The organism is Cyanobium sp. Cruz CV13-4-11, from assembly GCF_024346055.1.
Taxonomy (GTDB): domain Bacteria; phylum Cyanobacteriota; class Cyanobacteriia; order PCC-6307; family Cyanobiaceae; genus Cyanobium.
The window spans coordinates 1-14,495 of sequence record NZ_JAGQCH010000009.1 but is presented as its reverse complement, the minus strand read 5'-3'; the positions used below and the strand labels follow the sequence as shown (position 1 = coordinate 14,495).

14 protein-coding genes and 2 tRNA genes are annotated in these 14,495 nt (G+C 69.4%); 11 read left to right on the top strand and 5 right to left on the bottom strand.

Annotated features, from left to right (window positions below; translation table 11 throughout):
- Positions 1 to 13: 13 nt before the first annotated feature.
- Positions 14 to 724, bottom strand: a complete 711-nt coding sequence (cobI, locus tag KBZ12_RS08620; protein ID WP_254957520.1) for a precorrin-2 C(20)-methyltransferase — start codon at positions 722 to 724, stop codon at positions 14 to 16.
- A 100-nt stretch (positions 725 to 824) separates the two neighbouring features.
- Between cobI and KBZ12_RS08615 the strand changes: the two genes are divergently transcribed.
- Entirely contained in the window at positions 825 to 1,394 is a 570-nt protein-coding gene (locus KBZ12_RS08615; RefSeq protein WP_254957519.1) for an acireductone dioxygenase, read from the top strand.
- Positions 1,395 to 1,403: 9 nt separating this feature from the next.
- Here KBZ12_RS08615 and KBZ12_RS08610 read toward each other — a convergent pair whose 3' ends face one another.
- Positions 1,404 to 2,015 carry a tRNA-(ms[2]io[6]A)-hydroxylase gene (locus KBZ12_RS08610; RefSeq protein ID WP_254957518.1) on the bottom strand — a complete coding sequence of 204 codons (612 nt, stop codon included), beginning with the start codon at positions 2,013 to 2,015 and terminating at the stop codon, positions 1,404 to 1,406.
- On the bottom strand, positions 2,012 to 2,467 hold the full coding sequence (gene aroQ, locus KBZ12_RS08605; RefSeq protein ID WP_254957517.1) for a type II 3-dehydroquinate dehydratase: 456 nt from the start codon (positions 2,465 to 2,467) through the stop codon (positions 2,012 to 2,014). The genes KBZ12_RS08610 and aroQ overlap by 4 nt, the downstream gene beginning before the upstream one ends.
- A 42-nt stretch (positions 2,468 to 2,509) precedes the next feature.
- Between aroQ and KBZ12_RS08600 the strand changes: the two genes are divergently transcribed.
- The 7 genes from KBZ12_RS08600 (at position 2,510) to KBZ12_RS08570 (ending at position 9,101) form a co-directional block, all read left to right on the top strand.
- Positions 2,510 to 2,591, top strand: a tRNA-Tyr gene (locus tag KBZ12_RS08600).
- 11 nt (positions 2,592 to 2,602) lie between these two features.
- Positions 2,603 to 2,674, top strand: a tRNA-Thr gene (locus tag KBZ12_RS08595).
- 143 nt (positions 2,675 to 2,817) lie between these two features.
- Positions 2,818 to 5,022, top strand: a complete 2,205-nt coding sequence (locus KBZ12_RS08590) for a SulP family inorganic anion transporter (protein ID WP_254957516.1) — start codon at positions 2,818 to 2,820, stop codon at positions 5,020 to 5,022.
- A 103-nt stretch (positions 5,023 to 5,125) separates the two neighbouring features.
- Positions 5,126 to 5,851 carry a GAP family protein gene (locus KBZ12_RS08585; protein WP_254957515.1) on the top strand — a complete coding sequence of 242 codons (726 nt, stop codon included), beginning with the start codon at positions 5,126 to 5,128 and terminating at the stop codon, positions 5,849 to 5,851.
- A 49-nt stretch (positions 5,852 to 5,900) separates the two neighbouring features.
- On the top strand, positions 5,901 to 6,476 hold the full coding sequence (locus KBZ12_RS08580; protein WP_254957514.1) for a hypothetical protein: 576 nt from the start codon (positions 5,901 to 5,903) through the stop codon (positions 6,474 to 6,476).
- Between the two features lie 57 nt (positions 6,477 to 6,533).
- Positions 6,534 to 7,970, top strand: coding sequence for an aldehyde dehydrogenase family protein (locus KBZ12_RS08575; protein WP_254957513.1), 1,437 nt, complete (start codon positions 6,534 to 6,536; stop codon positions 7,968 to 7,970).
- A gap of 117 nt (positions 7,971 to 8,087) precedes the next feature.
- Positions 8,088 to 9,101 (top strand): LysM peptidoglycan-binding domain-containing protein, encoded by a 1,014-nt coding sequence (locus tag KBZ12_RS08570; protein WP_315859290.1) that lies wholly within the window; start codon positions 8,088 to 8,090, stop codon positions 9,099 to 9,101.
- 24 nt (positions 9,102 to 9,125) lie between these two features.
- Here the strand turns inward: KBZ12_RS08570 and KBZ12_RS08565 are convergent, their stop codons facing one another.
- The gene (locus KBZ12_RS08565) at positions 9,126 to 10,622 is read right to left on the bottom strand and encodes an ATP-dependent DNA helicase RecQ (RefSeq protein ID WP_254957511.1); all 1,497 of its coding nucleotides are present in this window, start codon (positions 10,620 to 10,622) and stop codon (positions 9,126 to 9,128) included.
- A gap of 75 nt (positions 10,623 to 10,697) precedes the next feature.
- Positions 10,698 to 11,729 carry a hypothetical protein gene (locus KBZ12_RS08560; protein ID WP_254957510.1) on the bottom strand — a complete coding sequence of 344 codons (1,032 nt, stop codon included), beginning with the start codon at positions 11,727 to 11,729 and terminating at the stop codon, positions 10,698 to 10,700.
- Positions 11,730 to 11,869: 140 nt separating this feature from the next.
- Between KBZ12_RS08560 and KBZ12_RS08555 the strand changes: the two genes are divergently transcribed.
- From KBZ12_RS08555 to mtnC, 3 genes are read left to right on the top strand one after another with little or no spacing between them, the layout of a single operon-like run.
- The gene (locus tag KBZ12_RS08555) at positions 11,870 to 12,079 is read left to right on the top strand and encodes a photosystem I reaction center subunit IV (protein ID WP_094587464.1); all 210 of its coding nucleotides are present in this window, start codon (positions 11,870 to 11,872) and stop codon (positions 12,077 to 12,079) included.
- A 26-nt stretch (positions 12,080 to 12,105) separates the two neighbouring features.
- A complete protein-coding gene (locus KBZ12_RS08550) occupies positions 12,106 to 12,954 on the top strand; it encodes a DNA-formamidopyrimidine glycosylase (protein WP_254957509.1) in 849 nt (282 codons plus the stop codon).
- A gap of 19 nt (positions 12,955 to 12,973) precedes the next feature.
- A complete protein-coding gene (gene mtnC, locus KBZ12_RS18655) occupies positions 12,974 to 14,326 on the top strand; it encodes an acireductone synthase (RefSeq protein ID WP_396100895.1) in 1,353 nt (450 codons plus the stop codon).
- The last annotated feature ends 169 nt before the right edge of the window (positions 14,327 to 14,495 follow it).

The following is a 14,495-nucleotide window of genomic DNA, read 5'->3' as shown; positions in this document are numbered from 1 at the left end:
ACAACGCGAACGGTCATGGAAGCACCGCCGGCCACCCCTGCCTTACCAGCAGCAGGGAGAAGTAGGGGACCGCGTTGGCGGGCACCTCGGAGGCCGGACAGAGCTGCTGGTCAGGCCAGCCCACCCGCTGGGCAAACAACGCGTCCGCCAGCAGCCCCCGCTCGGCCAGCAGGAGCCGCACCCAGGGCCAGCGGCCCCCCAGCTTGAGCAGGGCCAGCACCCAGCCCCCGGCCGCCGCCTGGGCCAGCAGCTCCTCCAGCTCCTGGGGCTGCTCCGGGGTGGGTCGGATCAGGAGGCCCTCCTGCTGCAGCGCCAGGGGCCAGGCCCCGGCGGCCGCGGCCGCGGCCACGGCGCTGATGCCCGGAATCAGGCGGACGGGGAGGCCGGGATGGCGCTGCCGCAGGGCCAGCAACACGTAGCTGCTGCTGGCGAACAGCGACACATCGCCCTCGCAGAGCAGCACCACCGCCCGCCCGCCGGCCACCTCCGCGGCCAGCCGGTCGGCGGCGGCATGCCAGGCCTGCCGGCGGGGCTCGGCCGCCGCCACCATCGGGAACACCAAAGGCAGCCGCCGCTGGCCGGACGCGATCCAGGGTTGGGCCACGCTGGCCGCCATCCCCACGGCCCCTTCGCGGGCAACCGGGTAGGCCACGGTATGGGCGGATTCGATGGCGCGCACCGCGGCAACGGTGAGCAGGTTCGGATCACCGGGACCCACCCCCACCAGGGTGAGGCCGGCGCTGGCTGCAGGGTCGGCGATGGGGCTGAGGTCCGCGTCGGGCCTTTCTAGGCTGCAGCTTCCCTGAACGCCCCGGAGCGCTCCGATGACCCACCTGGTGATCCGCTCCGCCACAGGCGGCGGCCCCGACGTTCCCCTTGTGCAGAGCAGCGACGGCGCGGTGATCGCCCGCGAACTGGCGGCCCGGGGCGTGCGCTTCGAGCGCTGGGCCACACCGGTGGCCCTGACGGCTGACGCCGACCAGGCGGCGATCCTGGCCGCCTACGCCGCTGAGATCGCCCGTGTCCAGGCCGACGGGGGGTACCGGACGGTGGATGCCATCCGCCTCGGCCCCGATCACCCGGAGCGGGAGGCCCTGCGGGCGAAGTTCCTCTCCGAGCACACCCACGCCGAGGACGAGGTGCGCTTCTTCGTCGAGGGCCACGGCCTGTTCTGTCTGCACATCGCCGGCGAGGTGGTGCAGGTGGTGTGCGAGCAGGGTGACTGGATCGGCGTGCCCGCCGGCACCCGCCACTGGTTCGACACCGGCGAGCGCCCCAGCTTCTGCGCCCTGCGCTTCTTCAACAACAGCGAGGGCTGGGTGGCCACCTTCACCGGCGACCCGATCGCGACGCGCTTCCCGCTGCTGGAGCAGGTGCTCGCCGCGGCGGCCTGAAAGTCCGGCTCAGCTGTGCATGCGCGGCTGGGGATGGAGGTTGGCGAGGATGACCGCCTCCTGCTGGGCCAGGGCCGCGAGGCGTTCGGCCACCACCGGCCGGGGCCAGCGCCGTTCGCACAGCACCCAGTAGAGGCCGAAATGGCGGGCCTCACTGGCCAGCAGGTCGGCGTAGAGCTCCCGCAGCTCCGGGTCGGGGCTGTGGGCGGCCAGCAGGGCCATGCGCTCATGGCTGCGGGCCTCGATCAGGCCCGCCACCAGGAAGCTGTCGAGCATCCGCTCCGGCTCATTGCGCCGCACCAGGGCAGCCAGGGTGGCGCCGTAGGGCGGGGCGGCCAGGGCCCGCAGGCCGAGGCCCTGGCGCTCCAGCAGGGCCTGCACCCGCTCGAAGTGTTCCAGCTCCTCCCGGGCCAGGGGGCTGAGCACCGCAGCCAGCTCCCCATCGGAGGGGTAGCGGAACATCAGCTGCAGGGCGGCGCCGGCCGCCTTGCGCTCGCAGTGGGCGTGGTCGATCAGCAGCAGCTCGGGGTGGGCCAGGGCCTGCTCCAGCCAGGCGGCGCTGCTGGGGGCGGCCAGCCATTTCACCCGGGCGGCCGCCACGGGCAGGGAGGCGCCGCTCATGCCGAAGCCCGCAGATGGGCCACCAGGCCCTCCAAGGCGAGGCGGTAGCTGGTGGGGCCGAAGCCGCAGATGACCCCCAGGGCCCGGTCGGCCAGCAGGGAGCGGTGCCGGAAGCGCTCGCGGGCGTGGGTGTTGCTCAGGTGCACCTCCACGAACGGCAAGGCCACGGCCAGCAGGGCATCGCGGATCGCCACCGAGGTGTGGGTGTAGGCGGCGGCGTTGATCAGGATCCCGTCACTGGCCGGGCTCCCGGCCTGCCCTCCCGCCTGCTGGATGCGGTCGACCAGGGCCCCCTCATGGTTGCTCTGGAAGCAGGTCAGCTCCACCCCCAGCTCGATGGCCTGCTGCTCCAGGGCCGCATCGATGGCCGCAAGGGTGCTGCTGCCATAGAGGCCGGGCTCCCGCTGGCCGAGCAGGTTGAGGTTGGGGCCGTGGAGCACGAGCAGGCGCATGGGGGGTGGAAGGTCGGCTGGTAAGTTCTGAAGGTGTGGTTCGGGTCGGTGCCCGAGTGGTTAATGGGGGCGGACTGTAAATCCGCTGGCTCTGCCTACGTTGGTTCAAATCCAACCCGGCCCACCTTTCCACATGCCCTTGTAGCTCAGTGGTAGAGCACTCCCTTGGTAAGGGAGAGGTCACGAGTTCAAATCTCGTCAAGGGCTTCCAATCCCGTCCTCCCCTCCAGCAGCGGCAGGGGAAGACTCCCTTACCCAGAGAAGACGCTGGGGCATGGGCGCCCATCGGGATCTTGGGGCCTGAGAACCGACAGGTAGCCTGTCTTCGCTTCTGGGGTCGTTGAACACGCATGTCGCCCCGAGCGCATCGGATCGCTGCGTCGCTCTCCGCTGGGTTGACCGTCGGGATCCTGACGATCCTGACCCAGGCCTCCTTCGCAACGCTGCTCTACAAGGGTCCCCTGGAGCCCTCGATGGGCCTGGGATTCCTGATGACCCTGACCGGCGCGGTCGTGATCGGGCTCGTCCTCACCTTGACCGGATCGTTTCCGGGAACCGTGGGCCGGCCCCATGAGTTGCCGATCGTCATCCTGGCGCTGCTGAGCACCCGCCTGGTCGGCCAGCTGCCGACCACCCATCCCCAGGCCGATCCCTTCGCCACCGTGCTGGTGATGATCGCCGGCACCACGTTTCTGTTCGGCCTGCTGTCGCTGCTGATGGGAATGGGCCGGGCCGGCAATCTGTTCCGCTTTCTGCCCTATCCCGTCCTGGGGGGCTTCGTGGCAGGCAGTGGCATGCTGCTCGCCAAGGGCGGCTTCAGCGTGATGCTCTCCAGCGGGGGAGGGGGCTTCGATCTGCCTCTGCTGCTGCAGGCCTCCTCCCTGCACCTGTGGCTGCCTGGAGCGACCTTCGGCCTGGCGATGTTTCTGGCCACCCGGATCTGGCGCTCCTGGCTGACGATCCCGGCCTTCCTGGTGATCGGTCTGATGGTCTTCCACGGCGCCCTGGCCCTCTCCGGCACCGAGCTCGCCCAGGCGCGGGAGGCCGGCCTCCTCCCTGCCCGGGAACTGGCCCTGTCCCCCCGGGAACTGGCGGCCGGCTGGCCCGATCTTCACCGCATCGGCTGGGGCAGCCTGGCCCGGATGATTCCCGACATGCTGTCGGTGGCCTTCATCGCCAGCCTGGGCACCCTGATGAATGCCAGTGCCATCGAAGCGACGATCGGCAAGGAACTCGACTTCAACCGCGATCTCAAGGCCGTCGGCCTGGCGAACCTGCTGGCCGCCTGCGTGGGCAGTCCGGCAGGCTTCCACTCCCTGAGCGCCACGGCCCTGCCCCATCACATGGGGGTGCGGGGCCGTTCCACCGGGTTGATCTCCTCCATGCTCTGCCTGGCGGCCCTGGTGGGCGGGCAGGGACTGGTGAATCAGATCCCCTATGCGATCACCGGGGGGCTGCTGCTGTTCCTGGGGCTTTCCCTGCTGGGCAACTGGCTGGTGGATCAGAGAGTGTTTCTCTCGGGCATGGAATATTCCATCCTGCTGGCCATCCTGCTGGTGATGCTGGCGGCTGGATGGATGGCGGCAATCATCTTCGGGCTGATTCTGGCGGTGGCCCTGTTCACCTTCGACTACAGCCGCATCTCCGCCATCCGGTTGATGCTGACGGGGCGCACCAGACGCAGCAACGTCGATCGTGACGATGCCAAAACCAAAGTGCTGGAGTGCTACGGCGATTCGATCCTGATCCTCTGTCTCCAGGGGCACCTGTTCTTCGGCACCGCCCATGGTCTGCTGCGGACCATCGGCCGCCACCTCGAATCCCGGGACCATACGAATCCCCACTGGGTCCTGATCGACATGAAGCGGGGCAGCGGCATCGATGCCTCAGCCATCAACACCTTCAGCCGCATCAAGCAACTCTGCGATTCCTACAGTGTGGAACTCATTCTGACAGCGCCCAGCCAGCAGATTCTCCACTCCCTGAAAAAGGCGAAGGTGCTCGAGGGAGGGATCGAAGGGATCGACTGGTTCCAGGATCTCGACCATGGCCTGGAGTATTGCGAGAATGAATTACTGACCTTCCATGCCCATACGCTGCCCCAGGAGCACCATGGAATCGATTCGCTTCTTGAAGCCTTCACCCCGGCCGAAGAAGCAGCCCGTGAACGGCTTATCGGTTATCTGAGTCACCAGGAATGGCCGCCGGGATCCATCATCATCGAGCAGGGATCTCCGCCCGTTGGCCTGCATTTCATCCTCTCTGGACGTGTGAGCGTGGAACGCCGGAACAGACCGGAGGATCCTCCGATCCGCCTGCGCACCATGGATCCAGGAACCTGCGTCGGCGAGATCAGTTTTTATCTCCGCCGGGAAACATCGGCCTCCGTGATCGCCCAGACCGTCGTCTGTTCCCTCTCCCTGGCTATCGCCGACCTTGCCGAACTGGAAGATCAGGATCCCAGCGCCGCGATCCTGCTGCACAAGATCGTCGCCAGGCGGCTGGGGGAAAGGCTGATCTTCACCAACGAACTGGCCTTCAACCTGTCCAATTGAAGGCAAACGCGAAGCGCGAATCGGTTCCGTTGCGACGCCCCAGCTCACGGCGGCCCGGCCGTGTCGTGGAGAATGGCCGACTCCCGAATCGCTGATCGCCTCCTTGCCCCCCCTTGCCCTCAGCGTCCCAGCGCTCCTGTCCCCCGCGCTGATCACCAAGTCGTCCCTGTTCGGCATCGGCATCGCCTTCAGCCCCCTTCACATCGCCGTGGTCACCCTGCTGCTGCTGGGCCGGTCCCCTCTGCAGCGGGCGATGGCCTACGTGGCGGGCTGGGCGGCGGCCAATGCCCTGGCCATCGTGGTGTTGATGGTGCTGGGAGAAGCCTTCTCCATCAGCCTCAGCCACGGCGAGCGGGAGCAGGTGCTGATCGACCTGCTCGGTGCCGGCGCCCTCGTGGGCCTGGGGCTGTACCAGCTCACCCCCCAGGCCAACCTCGGCGAGGAGGGCATGGCCCTGCGGCTGATGAACCAGCTGCCCGATTTCAGCACGCTCACCCTGGTGTTGATCGGCGCCACCAGTGCCCTGCTCACCCCGGAGAACCTGGTCTTCTATCTCAAAGAGGCCGGCCTGCTGCTGCTCAACGACCCCGGCCTCACCGCCGACGCCGAGGTGACGGGGCTCTTCACCCTGATGGCCAGCTCCCTGCTGCTGCTGCCTCCCCTGGCCTGGCTGGTGAGCGGCGGGGCGATCCGCGAGCCGATCACCCGTCTGGAGGACTGGCTGCAGCACAAGGCCGAGTGGCTGGTGGGGGTGCTGGCCCTGGTGCTCGGGGCCTACCTGCTCGTCGAGGGATTGCATGGTCTGAACCTGATGACGATGGCCGGCTGAGCGGCGGCGGCCATTAGCGTCAAAGACCCCGTTCTTCGGAATCCCGTTGTTGTCCGCCGTGCGCCGGACCTGCCTGGCGATCGGCCTAGCCGCTGCACTGGTCTCCTGCGCGGCCCCCCTCCGGGCCACCACGGTCTGCGTTCTCACCCCCAGGCTCGCCGCCAACGCCAAGGGGGAGGCGGTGGCGGCGGTGGCCATCGCCTCCCCCACGATCCTCAGCACCGAACCCCTGGACGAGGTCAGGATCGAACGGGAGGGCGAGGTGCTGTGGCAGCGCCGTGCCTTGCCCGGGGAACCCATTGAGGGCCCGATCCCCTGGCCCCTGGCCCCCATGCGTCCGGGTCAGCGGCTGGTGCTGATGCTGCGGCCCCAGGGCGTTCAGGCCGACGACTACGCCGTCATCGTGTTGGAGGGGGATCCGGCGAGCCGGATGGAGAGGGCCCAGAAGGAACTGGCCAGCCTGGGCAGGGATCCGATCGCCTGGTGGGCCGCGATCCAGCAGGCGCTCGACCGTGACGACATCAGCCTGGGACTGGCCCTGCTCTATGCCTTCGACGGGCCCGGCTCCCCCAGGATCGACAACCTCAGGCGGGCGGTGTTCCAGGCCGGCTGCGGCGGTGCCTGAGTAGCCCCGGGCCCGCCGGTAGCGGCCTTTGCCACCCTGGGGGGAAAGGCCCCAGCCATGACCACGCCGGCCACCCCCACCAACCCAGACACAAACCCAGAGCCCAGCCCCTCGCTCCTGCCGCTGCCTGTGGCCACCATGCGGCAGCTGGTGGAGGGGGGCGACACCCGTCCCCTGGCCTGGCGGCTGGAGCAGCTCCAGCGCCTCGATCGCCTGCTGAGCACGGCGGACCAGCGGATGGTGGAGGCCCTCGCCAGCGACCTGGGTCGGCCCGAGGTGGAGGCCAGTTTCGAGCTGGGGGCCCTGCGCCAGGAGTTGCGCCACACCCGGCGCCACCTGGCCGGCTGGATGCGTCCCCGCCGCCGCTCGCTGCCGCCATGGGCCTGGCCGGGCCAGGGAACGGTGCGGGCCGAGCCCCTGGGCTGCGTTCTGATCATCGGCGCCTGGAACTACCCCTTCGACCTCTGCCTCCACCCCCTGCTCCATGCCCTGGCCGCCGGCAACACGGCCGTGCTCAAACCCTCCGAACAAAGCCCGGCCTCGGCGGCCCTGCTGGCCGAGCTGCTGGCCAGCCACTTCCCGCCCGAGGTGGTCCAGGTGGTCTGCGGCGACGGGGCGGTGGCCAGCCGGTTGCTGAAGCAGGAATGCTTCGACCACATCTTCTATACCGGCGGCGAGCGGGTGGGGCGGCTGGTGCTGGCAGCGGCCGTCCCCCATCTCACCCCCGTCACCCTGGAGCTGGGGGGCCGGAATCCGGCGATCGTGCTGGAGGACGCGAATCCGGCCACCACGGCCCGACGGCTGCTGTGGGGACGCTGTCTCAACGCCGGCCAGACCTGCCTGGCCCCCAACCACGTGCTGGTGCTGCCAGGGGTGCGGGACGCCCTGGTGGCGGCGTTCGCCGAGCAGGCACGCGCGCTCTATGGCCCCGATCCCCTGGCCAGCCCTGACCTGGGTCAGCTCGTCGGCGCCGGGCGCTTCGGGCGCCTCGAAGGGCTCCTGGCCCAGGCCCGGGAACGGGGTCAGGTGCTGCTGGGTGGACGTTGCGATCCCGCACAGCGGAGGATCGAACCCACCCTGGTGGCGGTGAACGAGCCCCTCTCCGACCCACTGATGCAGGAGGAGCTGTTCGCCCCGATCCTGCCGCTGCTGTCGGTGGGCAACCTGGAGGAGGCCCTGGCCCTGGTGCGCCGGAGCCCCAAGCCCCTGGCGCTCTACCTCTTCGGCGGCGGCGAGTTGGCGAGGGAACGGGTACTGGCGGGCACCAGTTCCGGCAGCGTCGTGGTCAACGACGTGGTGGTCCAGGGGGGCATGGCCAGCCTGCCCTTCGGCGGCATCGGCGCCAGCGGAATGGGGGCTTATCACGGAGAAGCCGGCTTCCTCACCTTCTCCCATCAGCGCGCCCTGCTCAGCCGGCCGTTGTGGCCCGATCCCCCGGTCCGCTTCCCCCCCTATGCCGGCAAGCTCGGCCTGATCCGGCGCCTGATGGGCTGAGGGCCGGCACCCAGGAATCGGCGGGGGGGGGCTGGGCGGGCCGGGAGTTGGACCTTAACGTGCGCGGAGCTATCCCTAGTGCCCATGCGCCGCCCCCTCTTCGCCTTGGCTCTAGCCATGGTGTTGCCGCTCCCGGCTCTGGCTGCCCAGGTCACCGTCAAGCCCGGCGAAACCCTCTCCGACATCGCCGCCCGCCACAGGGTGAGCATGTCCACCCTGATGAAAGTGAACAGGATCAGTGATCCCAATCTGGTCGAAGCGGGCCGCACCCTGACCCTGCCCGGCGACGCCATTCGTCCCCGGGCGGCCGGCGGCAGCCTCACGGTGGCCCCGGGCGAAACCCTCTCCGAAATCGCCGACCGCCACGGCATCACCGTCAGCCGCCTGATGCAGCTGAACGGGCTCAGCAAGGCCGACCACATCGAAGCCGGCCAGAAGCTGGTGGTGCCATCCGCCTCCCGCAGCGCCAGTCCGGCCTCCGGTTTCAACCGCAAGGCCTCCGAGCATGTGGTCCGCAGCGGCGAAAGCCTGTCCCAGATCGCCGAGGGCTACGGCGTTCCCATGACGCAGCTGATCGCCATCAACCGCATCAGCGATCCCAACCTGGTGGAGTCCGGCACCCGCCTGCGGCTGAAGCCCACCTCCACGCCCACCTCCACGCCCACCGCCTCGCCCAGCGTGAAACCGGCCGCCAAGCCCGCCGCTGCCGCCAGACCGGCGGCCACCACCACCCCCAGGCCCGCCGCCAAGCCTGCACAGGCGGCCCGGCCCGCTCCGTCCAGCCAGCCAGCCCCCGCCGTCGGCCGGGCCACCCCCGCCCCGGCCGCCAGACCCAAGCCAGCCGTGGTGGCGGCTGCGCCCCGTCCGGCCACCACGGCCAGCCCCGGCAAGCCCGACTGGCGCAACTACGGCCCCCTGCAGGTGGACTGGGCCAACTGGCAGCCCATGGGCGGCAGCATGGTCGCGCCCACCCTCAATTCCCAGGGGGAGTCGCTCTATCTGGCGGTCAACTGCAGTGCCCGCAAGCTCAATGCCACCAGCCAGGCGGGCCAGTGGAAGAGCTGGGATGATCCCCAGGCGGATTTCGAGCAGCAGCTCGTCACCGACCTCTGCAAGTCCAGGGGCGCCTGAACGGGGAGGGGCTGGAGCCTTGCCTCAGGCCGACCAGCGCAGGGGCCAGGGGTCCCTCAGGTAGCTGCGCCCCACCGGCCGCAGGAACAGGCGCTGGGCGCCATCGTCGCTCTCGCTGATCAGCTCTTCCTGCACCAGGCGGCGGGCCAGCCAGGCCCAGCACGGTTCCTCACTGCCGTGGGCGCCGGCCAGGTCCTCGGCCAGGCTGCGCAGATCGCGGCCGCTGCGATCCTCCAGGGCCGAGAGCAGCACCGCCGCCTGGTGGGCCCAGTCGTTCGCGGAGGGAGCGGAAAGACAGTTGTCGCAACGGCCGCAGGGGGGAGAGATCTCCCCCACCGCCAGCAGCAGGGCCTGCTCCCGGCACCCCGCGCCTTCGGCCACCGCTTCGATGCGCCGCAGCTGCTGCTGGGCCAGCTCGAGCCGGTGGCGTTCCAGCAGCCGCTGGTCCGGCGGCAGTTGCTGGCCAGCGGAGCGCATCGCCCAGCCGAGGCTGGTGCGGTCGGCGGGATCGAAGAGCACCAGGCAACGGGCGGGCTGGCCATCGCGGCCGGCCCGCCCCGATTCCTGCAGATAGCCCTCGGCACTGGCGGGCAGGTCGAGGTGGAGCACCAGCCCCACGTCGGGCCGGTCGACCCCCATGCCGAAGGCGACGGTGGCCACCAGCACCGGCGAAGGATGCTCCTGGAAATGGCGCAGGGCCAGCTGGCGGCTCTCGGGGTCCATGCCGGCGTGGTACGCGATCGCTTCCACCCCGGCCGCCGTCAGGCGCGCCGCCCACTGCTCCACCGAGCGACGGGTGCGGGCATAGATGAGCACGGCCCCACGGGCCTGGTCGATCGCCTCCACCACCTCGGCCAGGGGGTCCACCGGCCGCCGACGCATGGTGTAGGCGAGGTTGGCGCGGCGGGCCGATCGCACCTGCACCAGGGGCCGCCGCAGCTGCAGCAGGCGGATGATGTCGGCCCGCACCTGGGGCGCGGCGGTGGCACTCAGGGCCACCAGCGGCACGCCTGGACACAGCGCCCGCAGCTGGCCAAGGCGCCGGTAATCGGGGCGGAAATCATGGCCCCAGGCACTGATGCAGTGGGCCTCATCCACCGCCAGGGCCACCAGCCGGCCGGTTTCGAGGGCCTCCTCGAGCACCTGGCGGGTGGCCTCGGCCTGGGCTCGCTCGGGCGCCAGATAGAGCAGCCGCAGCCGGTTGGACGCCAGGCGCTGCTGCAGCTGGCGCCGCTCCCCCTGCTCCAGACCCCGGTGCAGGCAGGCCGCCGGGATGCCCCGGGCCTGGAGCTGGCTCACCTGGTCCTGCATCAAGGCCACCAGGGGCGAGATCACCACCACCAGGCCGTCCCGCACCAGGGCGGGGAGCTGGAAGCAGAGCGACTTGCCCGCCCCGGTGGGCAGCACCGCCAGGCAGTCGCGGCCAGAGAGCAACGCCTCCACCACCGGCCGCTGCCCGGGCCGGAAACTCTCCCAGCCGAAATGGCGCCGCAGGCTCTCGCCGAGGGGATCGGACCCCAAGCTCACTCCAGCGCTGGTACCGCCAGACCCTAGCTCCCACCAGATGTGGTGGCTGCCGCCCCACGTCCGCAGCCGTCAGTGCAGAGGTGGCGGGTCCAGCTGGTCGGGGGATTCCTCCACCAGCTGCAGACGCACCCGCTTACCCCCGGCCAGTTCCCCCAGGGACACCCGCATCGTGGTTCCACTCAGGCTCTGCAGCACGGTGAGCAGTTCCCTCAGATGGGGCGTGCTGCTGCCGCTCTCCACCCAGAGACGCTCCTGCAGACCCCCCAGCCGGCGCCAGCTGGTGTGCAGCTTGAGCACGGCGCTCTCGAGCGCCTGGGCCTGGCCCACCGCATCGGCCAGGAGGCCCAGGGCATCGAGGCGCTGGGCCTCCTGCAGGGCCTTCTCCAGATCGAGATTGCCCTGCTGGAAGGCCCGAACCGCCAGCCCGGCCTCGGCCGCCTTGCTGAGCCAGCGGGCGGTGAGGGTCACATCCTTGACCCGCTCCAGCTCCGGTTCCTCCCGCAAAACACGGCGCAGGTCGTTCTGCTGCTCCTCGGGCAGCTTGGCCAGTTCCCGCACCAGGGGTGCCACGGCCCGGGGGGGCAGGAGGTTATCGGCGGTGCGCTGGCGGATCTCCTCCGGCAGCAGGGGGCTGGTGGCAGCGGTGAACTCGTCGGTGAGGCGACGCACCTGCTTGCGGGTGATCTGCTGGCCCTCGTTGGCCGCCTCGCTGATCATCTGCTGAACCTCCGGATCGGCCTGGGCCGTTTCCAGGAAGGCCCGCTTGGAGAAGTTGTTGACGCTGCCCTCCTCCAGCAGACCCTCGCCCACCAGGCCATCGGCCGACTCCGCCAGCTGGATCAGGGTGTAGGCACGGGTCTTGCTGATCTCCCGCTCCCGCAGCCACTGGAGGAAGCCCGTGCCGCGTCCCTCGCCGCCGCGCCGTTCCCGGTCGCGCACCGAGCGCAGGATGCGGCCCCGCCAGATTTCGGTCTGCAGATCGAAGCGATCGCAGACGGCCCAGGCCTCTTCGAGCCTGGCCAGGAACTCCATCGTGCTGAGGCTGTCGCTCTCCGGATCGGGCAGATCCAGGCTCAGCAGGGGGGCCTCGGGGAGGGCCATGGTCGGGACCATTGGCGGGGCCGGCGGTGGGTTCGGGGATGCTGCCACGGGGCCGGCAACGAACCGTGACATCGCCTCGGCGCAGGGCCCGGATCGCCGGTAGTGTCGCTGCGCAGACCAACCGATCTTCCAGCCCAGCGATGGCCATCTCCCGCGGCGACAAAGTACGGATCAAGCGTCCCGAGTCCTACTGGTACAACGAAGTGGGCACCGTGGCGTCGGTTGACACCTCCGGCATCCGCTATCCCGTTGTCGTTCGCTTCGAGAAGGTGAACTACAACGGCTACAGCGGCTCCGACGGCGGCATCAACACCAACAACTTCGCCGAGAGCGAGCTCGTCAAGGCCTGAGTTCCTGCCAGCCCTACGATCCGGGCATGCCCGAGCTGCCCGAGGTTGAAACCGTTCGTCGGGGCCTTGAGCAACAGACCTGCGGTCTGACCATCGACCGCGTCGAGGTGCTCAGGGCCCGTGCCATCGCCAGCCCTGAAGACCCTGCCGACTTCTGCAGGGCCCTTCGGGGTCTTCGTGTGGGCCACTGGCACCGGCGCGGCAAGTACCTCCTGGCCGATCTCGAGGCCCCTGGCGGCAGCCCGGCGGGACGCTGGGGCGTGCACCTGCGCATGACCGGCCAGTTCCTCTGGCTGGCCGAGGAGCGCCCCCCCTGCCCCCACACCCGCGTTCGGGTCTGGAACGGGGCCGGAGAGGAGCTGCGCTTCGTGGACACCCGCAGCTTCGGCCAGATGTGGTGGGTTCCCGTGGGGATCGCCGACGAAGCCGTGATCACCGGCCTGCGGCGGCTGGGACCGGAACCCTTCGGAGCGGATTTCACCGGTGCCTACCTGCGGCAGCGACTGAAGGGCTCACGGCGGCCGATCAAGAACGCCCTGCTCGACCAATCGCTGGTGGCGGGGGTGGGCAACATCTACGCCGATGAGTCCCTGTTCGCTGCCGGGATCCGGCCCCAGACCCCCAGCGGACGCCTCGGACGCAGCGACCTGGAACGGCTGCGTTCGTCTCTGGTGGGCGTCCTGGAAACCAGCATCGGCGCCGGGGGCACCACCTTCAGCGACTTCCGCGACCTGCAGGGCACCAACGGCAATTACGGCGGCCAGGCCTGGGTGTACCGACGCAGCGGATCACCCTGCCGCCGTTGCGGCACGGAGATCCTGCGCGAGAAGCTGGGGGGGCGCAGCAGCCACTGGTGTCCCCGCTGCCAGAACTGACCTTTGTTTGCCAACCCGCGTGACCAGCGCCTTCGCCGACCAGCTCAGCCGCACCATGGCGGCAATCCACGCCCGCGGCTGGTGTGATGGCACCGGCGGCAACTTCAGCTGCGTGCTGTCACGCCACCCCCTGACCCTGCTGATGGCCCCCAGCGGTGTCGACAAGGGCTCCGTCGCCCCCGAAGACCTGATCGAGGTGAACGCCGAAGGCACGGTGGTGGCAGGGGAAGGCCGGGCCAGCGCCGAAACCCTGCTGCACCTGGAGATCGTGGACCGGACAGGGGCCGGGGCGGTGCTGCACACCCATTCCCAGGCCGCCACCGTGCTCTCCGACTGGTGCTTGGGAGACGATCAGACGTCGGGGAGCCTACGGCTGCAGGGCCTGGAAATGCTCAAAGGACTGGAGGGCATCGGCAGCCACAGCAACCAGGTGAAGGTGCCGGTACTGGCCAACGACCAGGACCTGGCCAGTCTCAGCGCCGCCGCCGGCCCCCTGCTCGCGGCCGCCCCCCAGGGACTGCTGATTGCCGGGCATGGCCTCTACGCCTGGGGGAGCGATCTGTCCCAGGCGCGGCGGCATCTGGAGATCCTGGAGTGGCTGCTGGAGCAACGGTGGCGGCGCCTGCTGCTGGAGAGCCTGGGCCAGCTGAAGCCCCGCAGCGAGGGGATCAGGGCCGTCCTGCTCGATATCGAAGGAACCACCTGCCCGGTGCCCTTCGTGAGCCAGGTGCTGTTCCCCTATGCCCGCGAACGGCTGGATGGGTTTCTGCGAACCGAAGGCAATGCAGCCCTGGCGCCACTGATCGAGACGATTGATAGGGCCATGGAGGCGAGCGGCGGGGCTGCCCATGAAGGGCCACGAAGGACGCCAAGCCATGACGAACGGGTGCACTTTCTTCAGACGCTGATCGATCAGGACCACAAGCTTCCCGTGCTGAAGGAACTACAAGGGCTGATCTGGGACCAGGGCTATGCCAGCGGCGCCCTGAAGTGTCCGTTGTTTGACGATGTGGCCCCGGCGTTACGGGCCTGGCGAATGGAAGGGCTGCAGTTGGCCGTCTATTCCTCAGGATCGGTGAAGGCACAACAACTGCTCTACGGCCACAGCACCGATGGCGATCTCAGAGGGCTGTTCAGCCACTGGTTCGACACCAGCACAGGCCCCAAGGGTGAAGCCGCCAGCTACAGCGCCATTGCCAGGGACCTAGAGTTGGCGCCGGCAGCGATCCTGTTTGTGAGCGATTCCAGCAGCGAGCTGGAAGCCGCCCAGTCCGCCGGCATGGCCACGCGCTTCAGTGTGCGACCGGAGAATCCCGCCGTGGATCCCGGCCCCTTTGAGGTCATCACCAGCCTGGCCCAGATTGAACTCTGAGGCCGATGGCCACCAGAAAACGACCAACAGAAAAGCCACCCCTTTCGGGTGGCTTTTCCTTCAGCTCCTTTTGGAGCTTGTTGACTCACACAACGCCGACAGGCGATCGTGGAGCAGAAGTTTTACCTGGCATCGAGCTATTTTCGCAGGGGGCTACCCCCCAACTATC

Bases quoted from the DNA above. Each gene is read 5' to 3' on its own strand.
- KBZ12_RS08615 (WP_254957519.1), top strand. From the start codon at position 825: ATGACCCACCTGGTGATCCGCTCCGCCACAGGCGGCGGCCCCGACGTT.
- KBZ12_RS08610 (WP_254957518.1), bottom strand. From the start codon at position 2,015: ATGAGCGGCGCCTCCCTGCCCGTGGCGGCCGCCCGGGTGAAATGGCTG.
- aroQ (WP_254957517.1), bottom strand. From the start codon at position 2,467: ATGCGCCTGCTCGTGCTCCACGGCCCCAACCTCAACCTGCTCGGCCAG.
- KBZ12_RS08590 (WP_254957516.1), top strand. From the start codon at position 2,818: ATGTCGCCCCGAGCGCATCGGATCGCTGCGTCGCTCTCCGCTGGGTTG.
- KBZ12_RS08575 (WP_254957513.1), top strand. From the start codon at position 6,534: ATGACCACGCCGGCCACCCCCACCAACCCAGACACAAACCCAGAGCCC.
- KBZ12_RS08570 (WP_315859290.1), top strand. From the start codon at position 8,088: ATGGTGTTGCCGCTCCCGGCTCTGGCTGCCCAGGTCACCGTCAAGCCC.
- KBZ12_RS08560 (WP_254957510.1), bottom strand. From the start codon at position 11,729: ATGGCCCTCCCCGAGGCCCCCCTGCTGAGCCTGGATCTGCCCGATCCG.
- KBZ12_RS08555 (WP_094587464.1), top strand. From the start codon at position 11,870: ATGGCCATCTCCCGCGGCGACAAAGTACGGATCAAGCGTCCCGAGTCC.
- KBZ12_RS08550 (WP_254957509.1), top strand. From the start codon at position 12,106: ATGCCCGAGCTGCCCGAGGTTGAAACCGTTCGTCGGGGCCTTGAGCAA.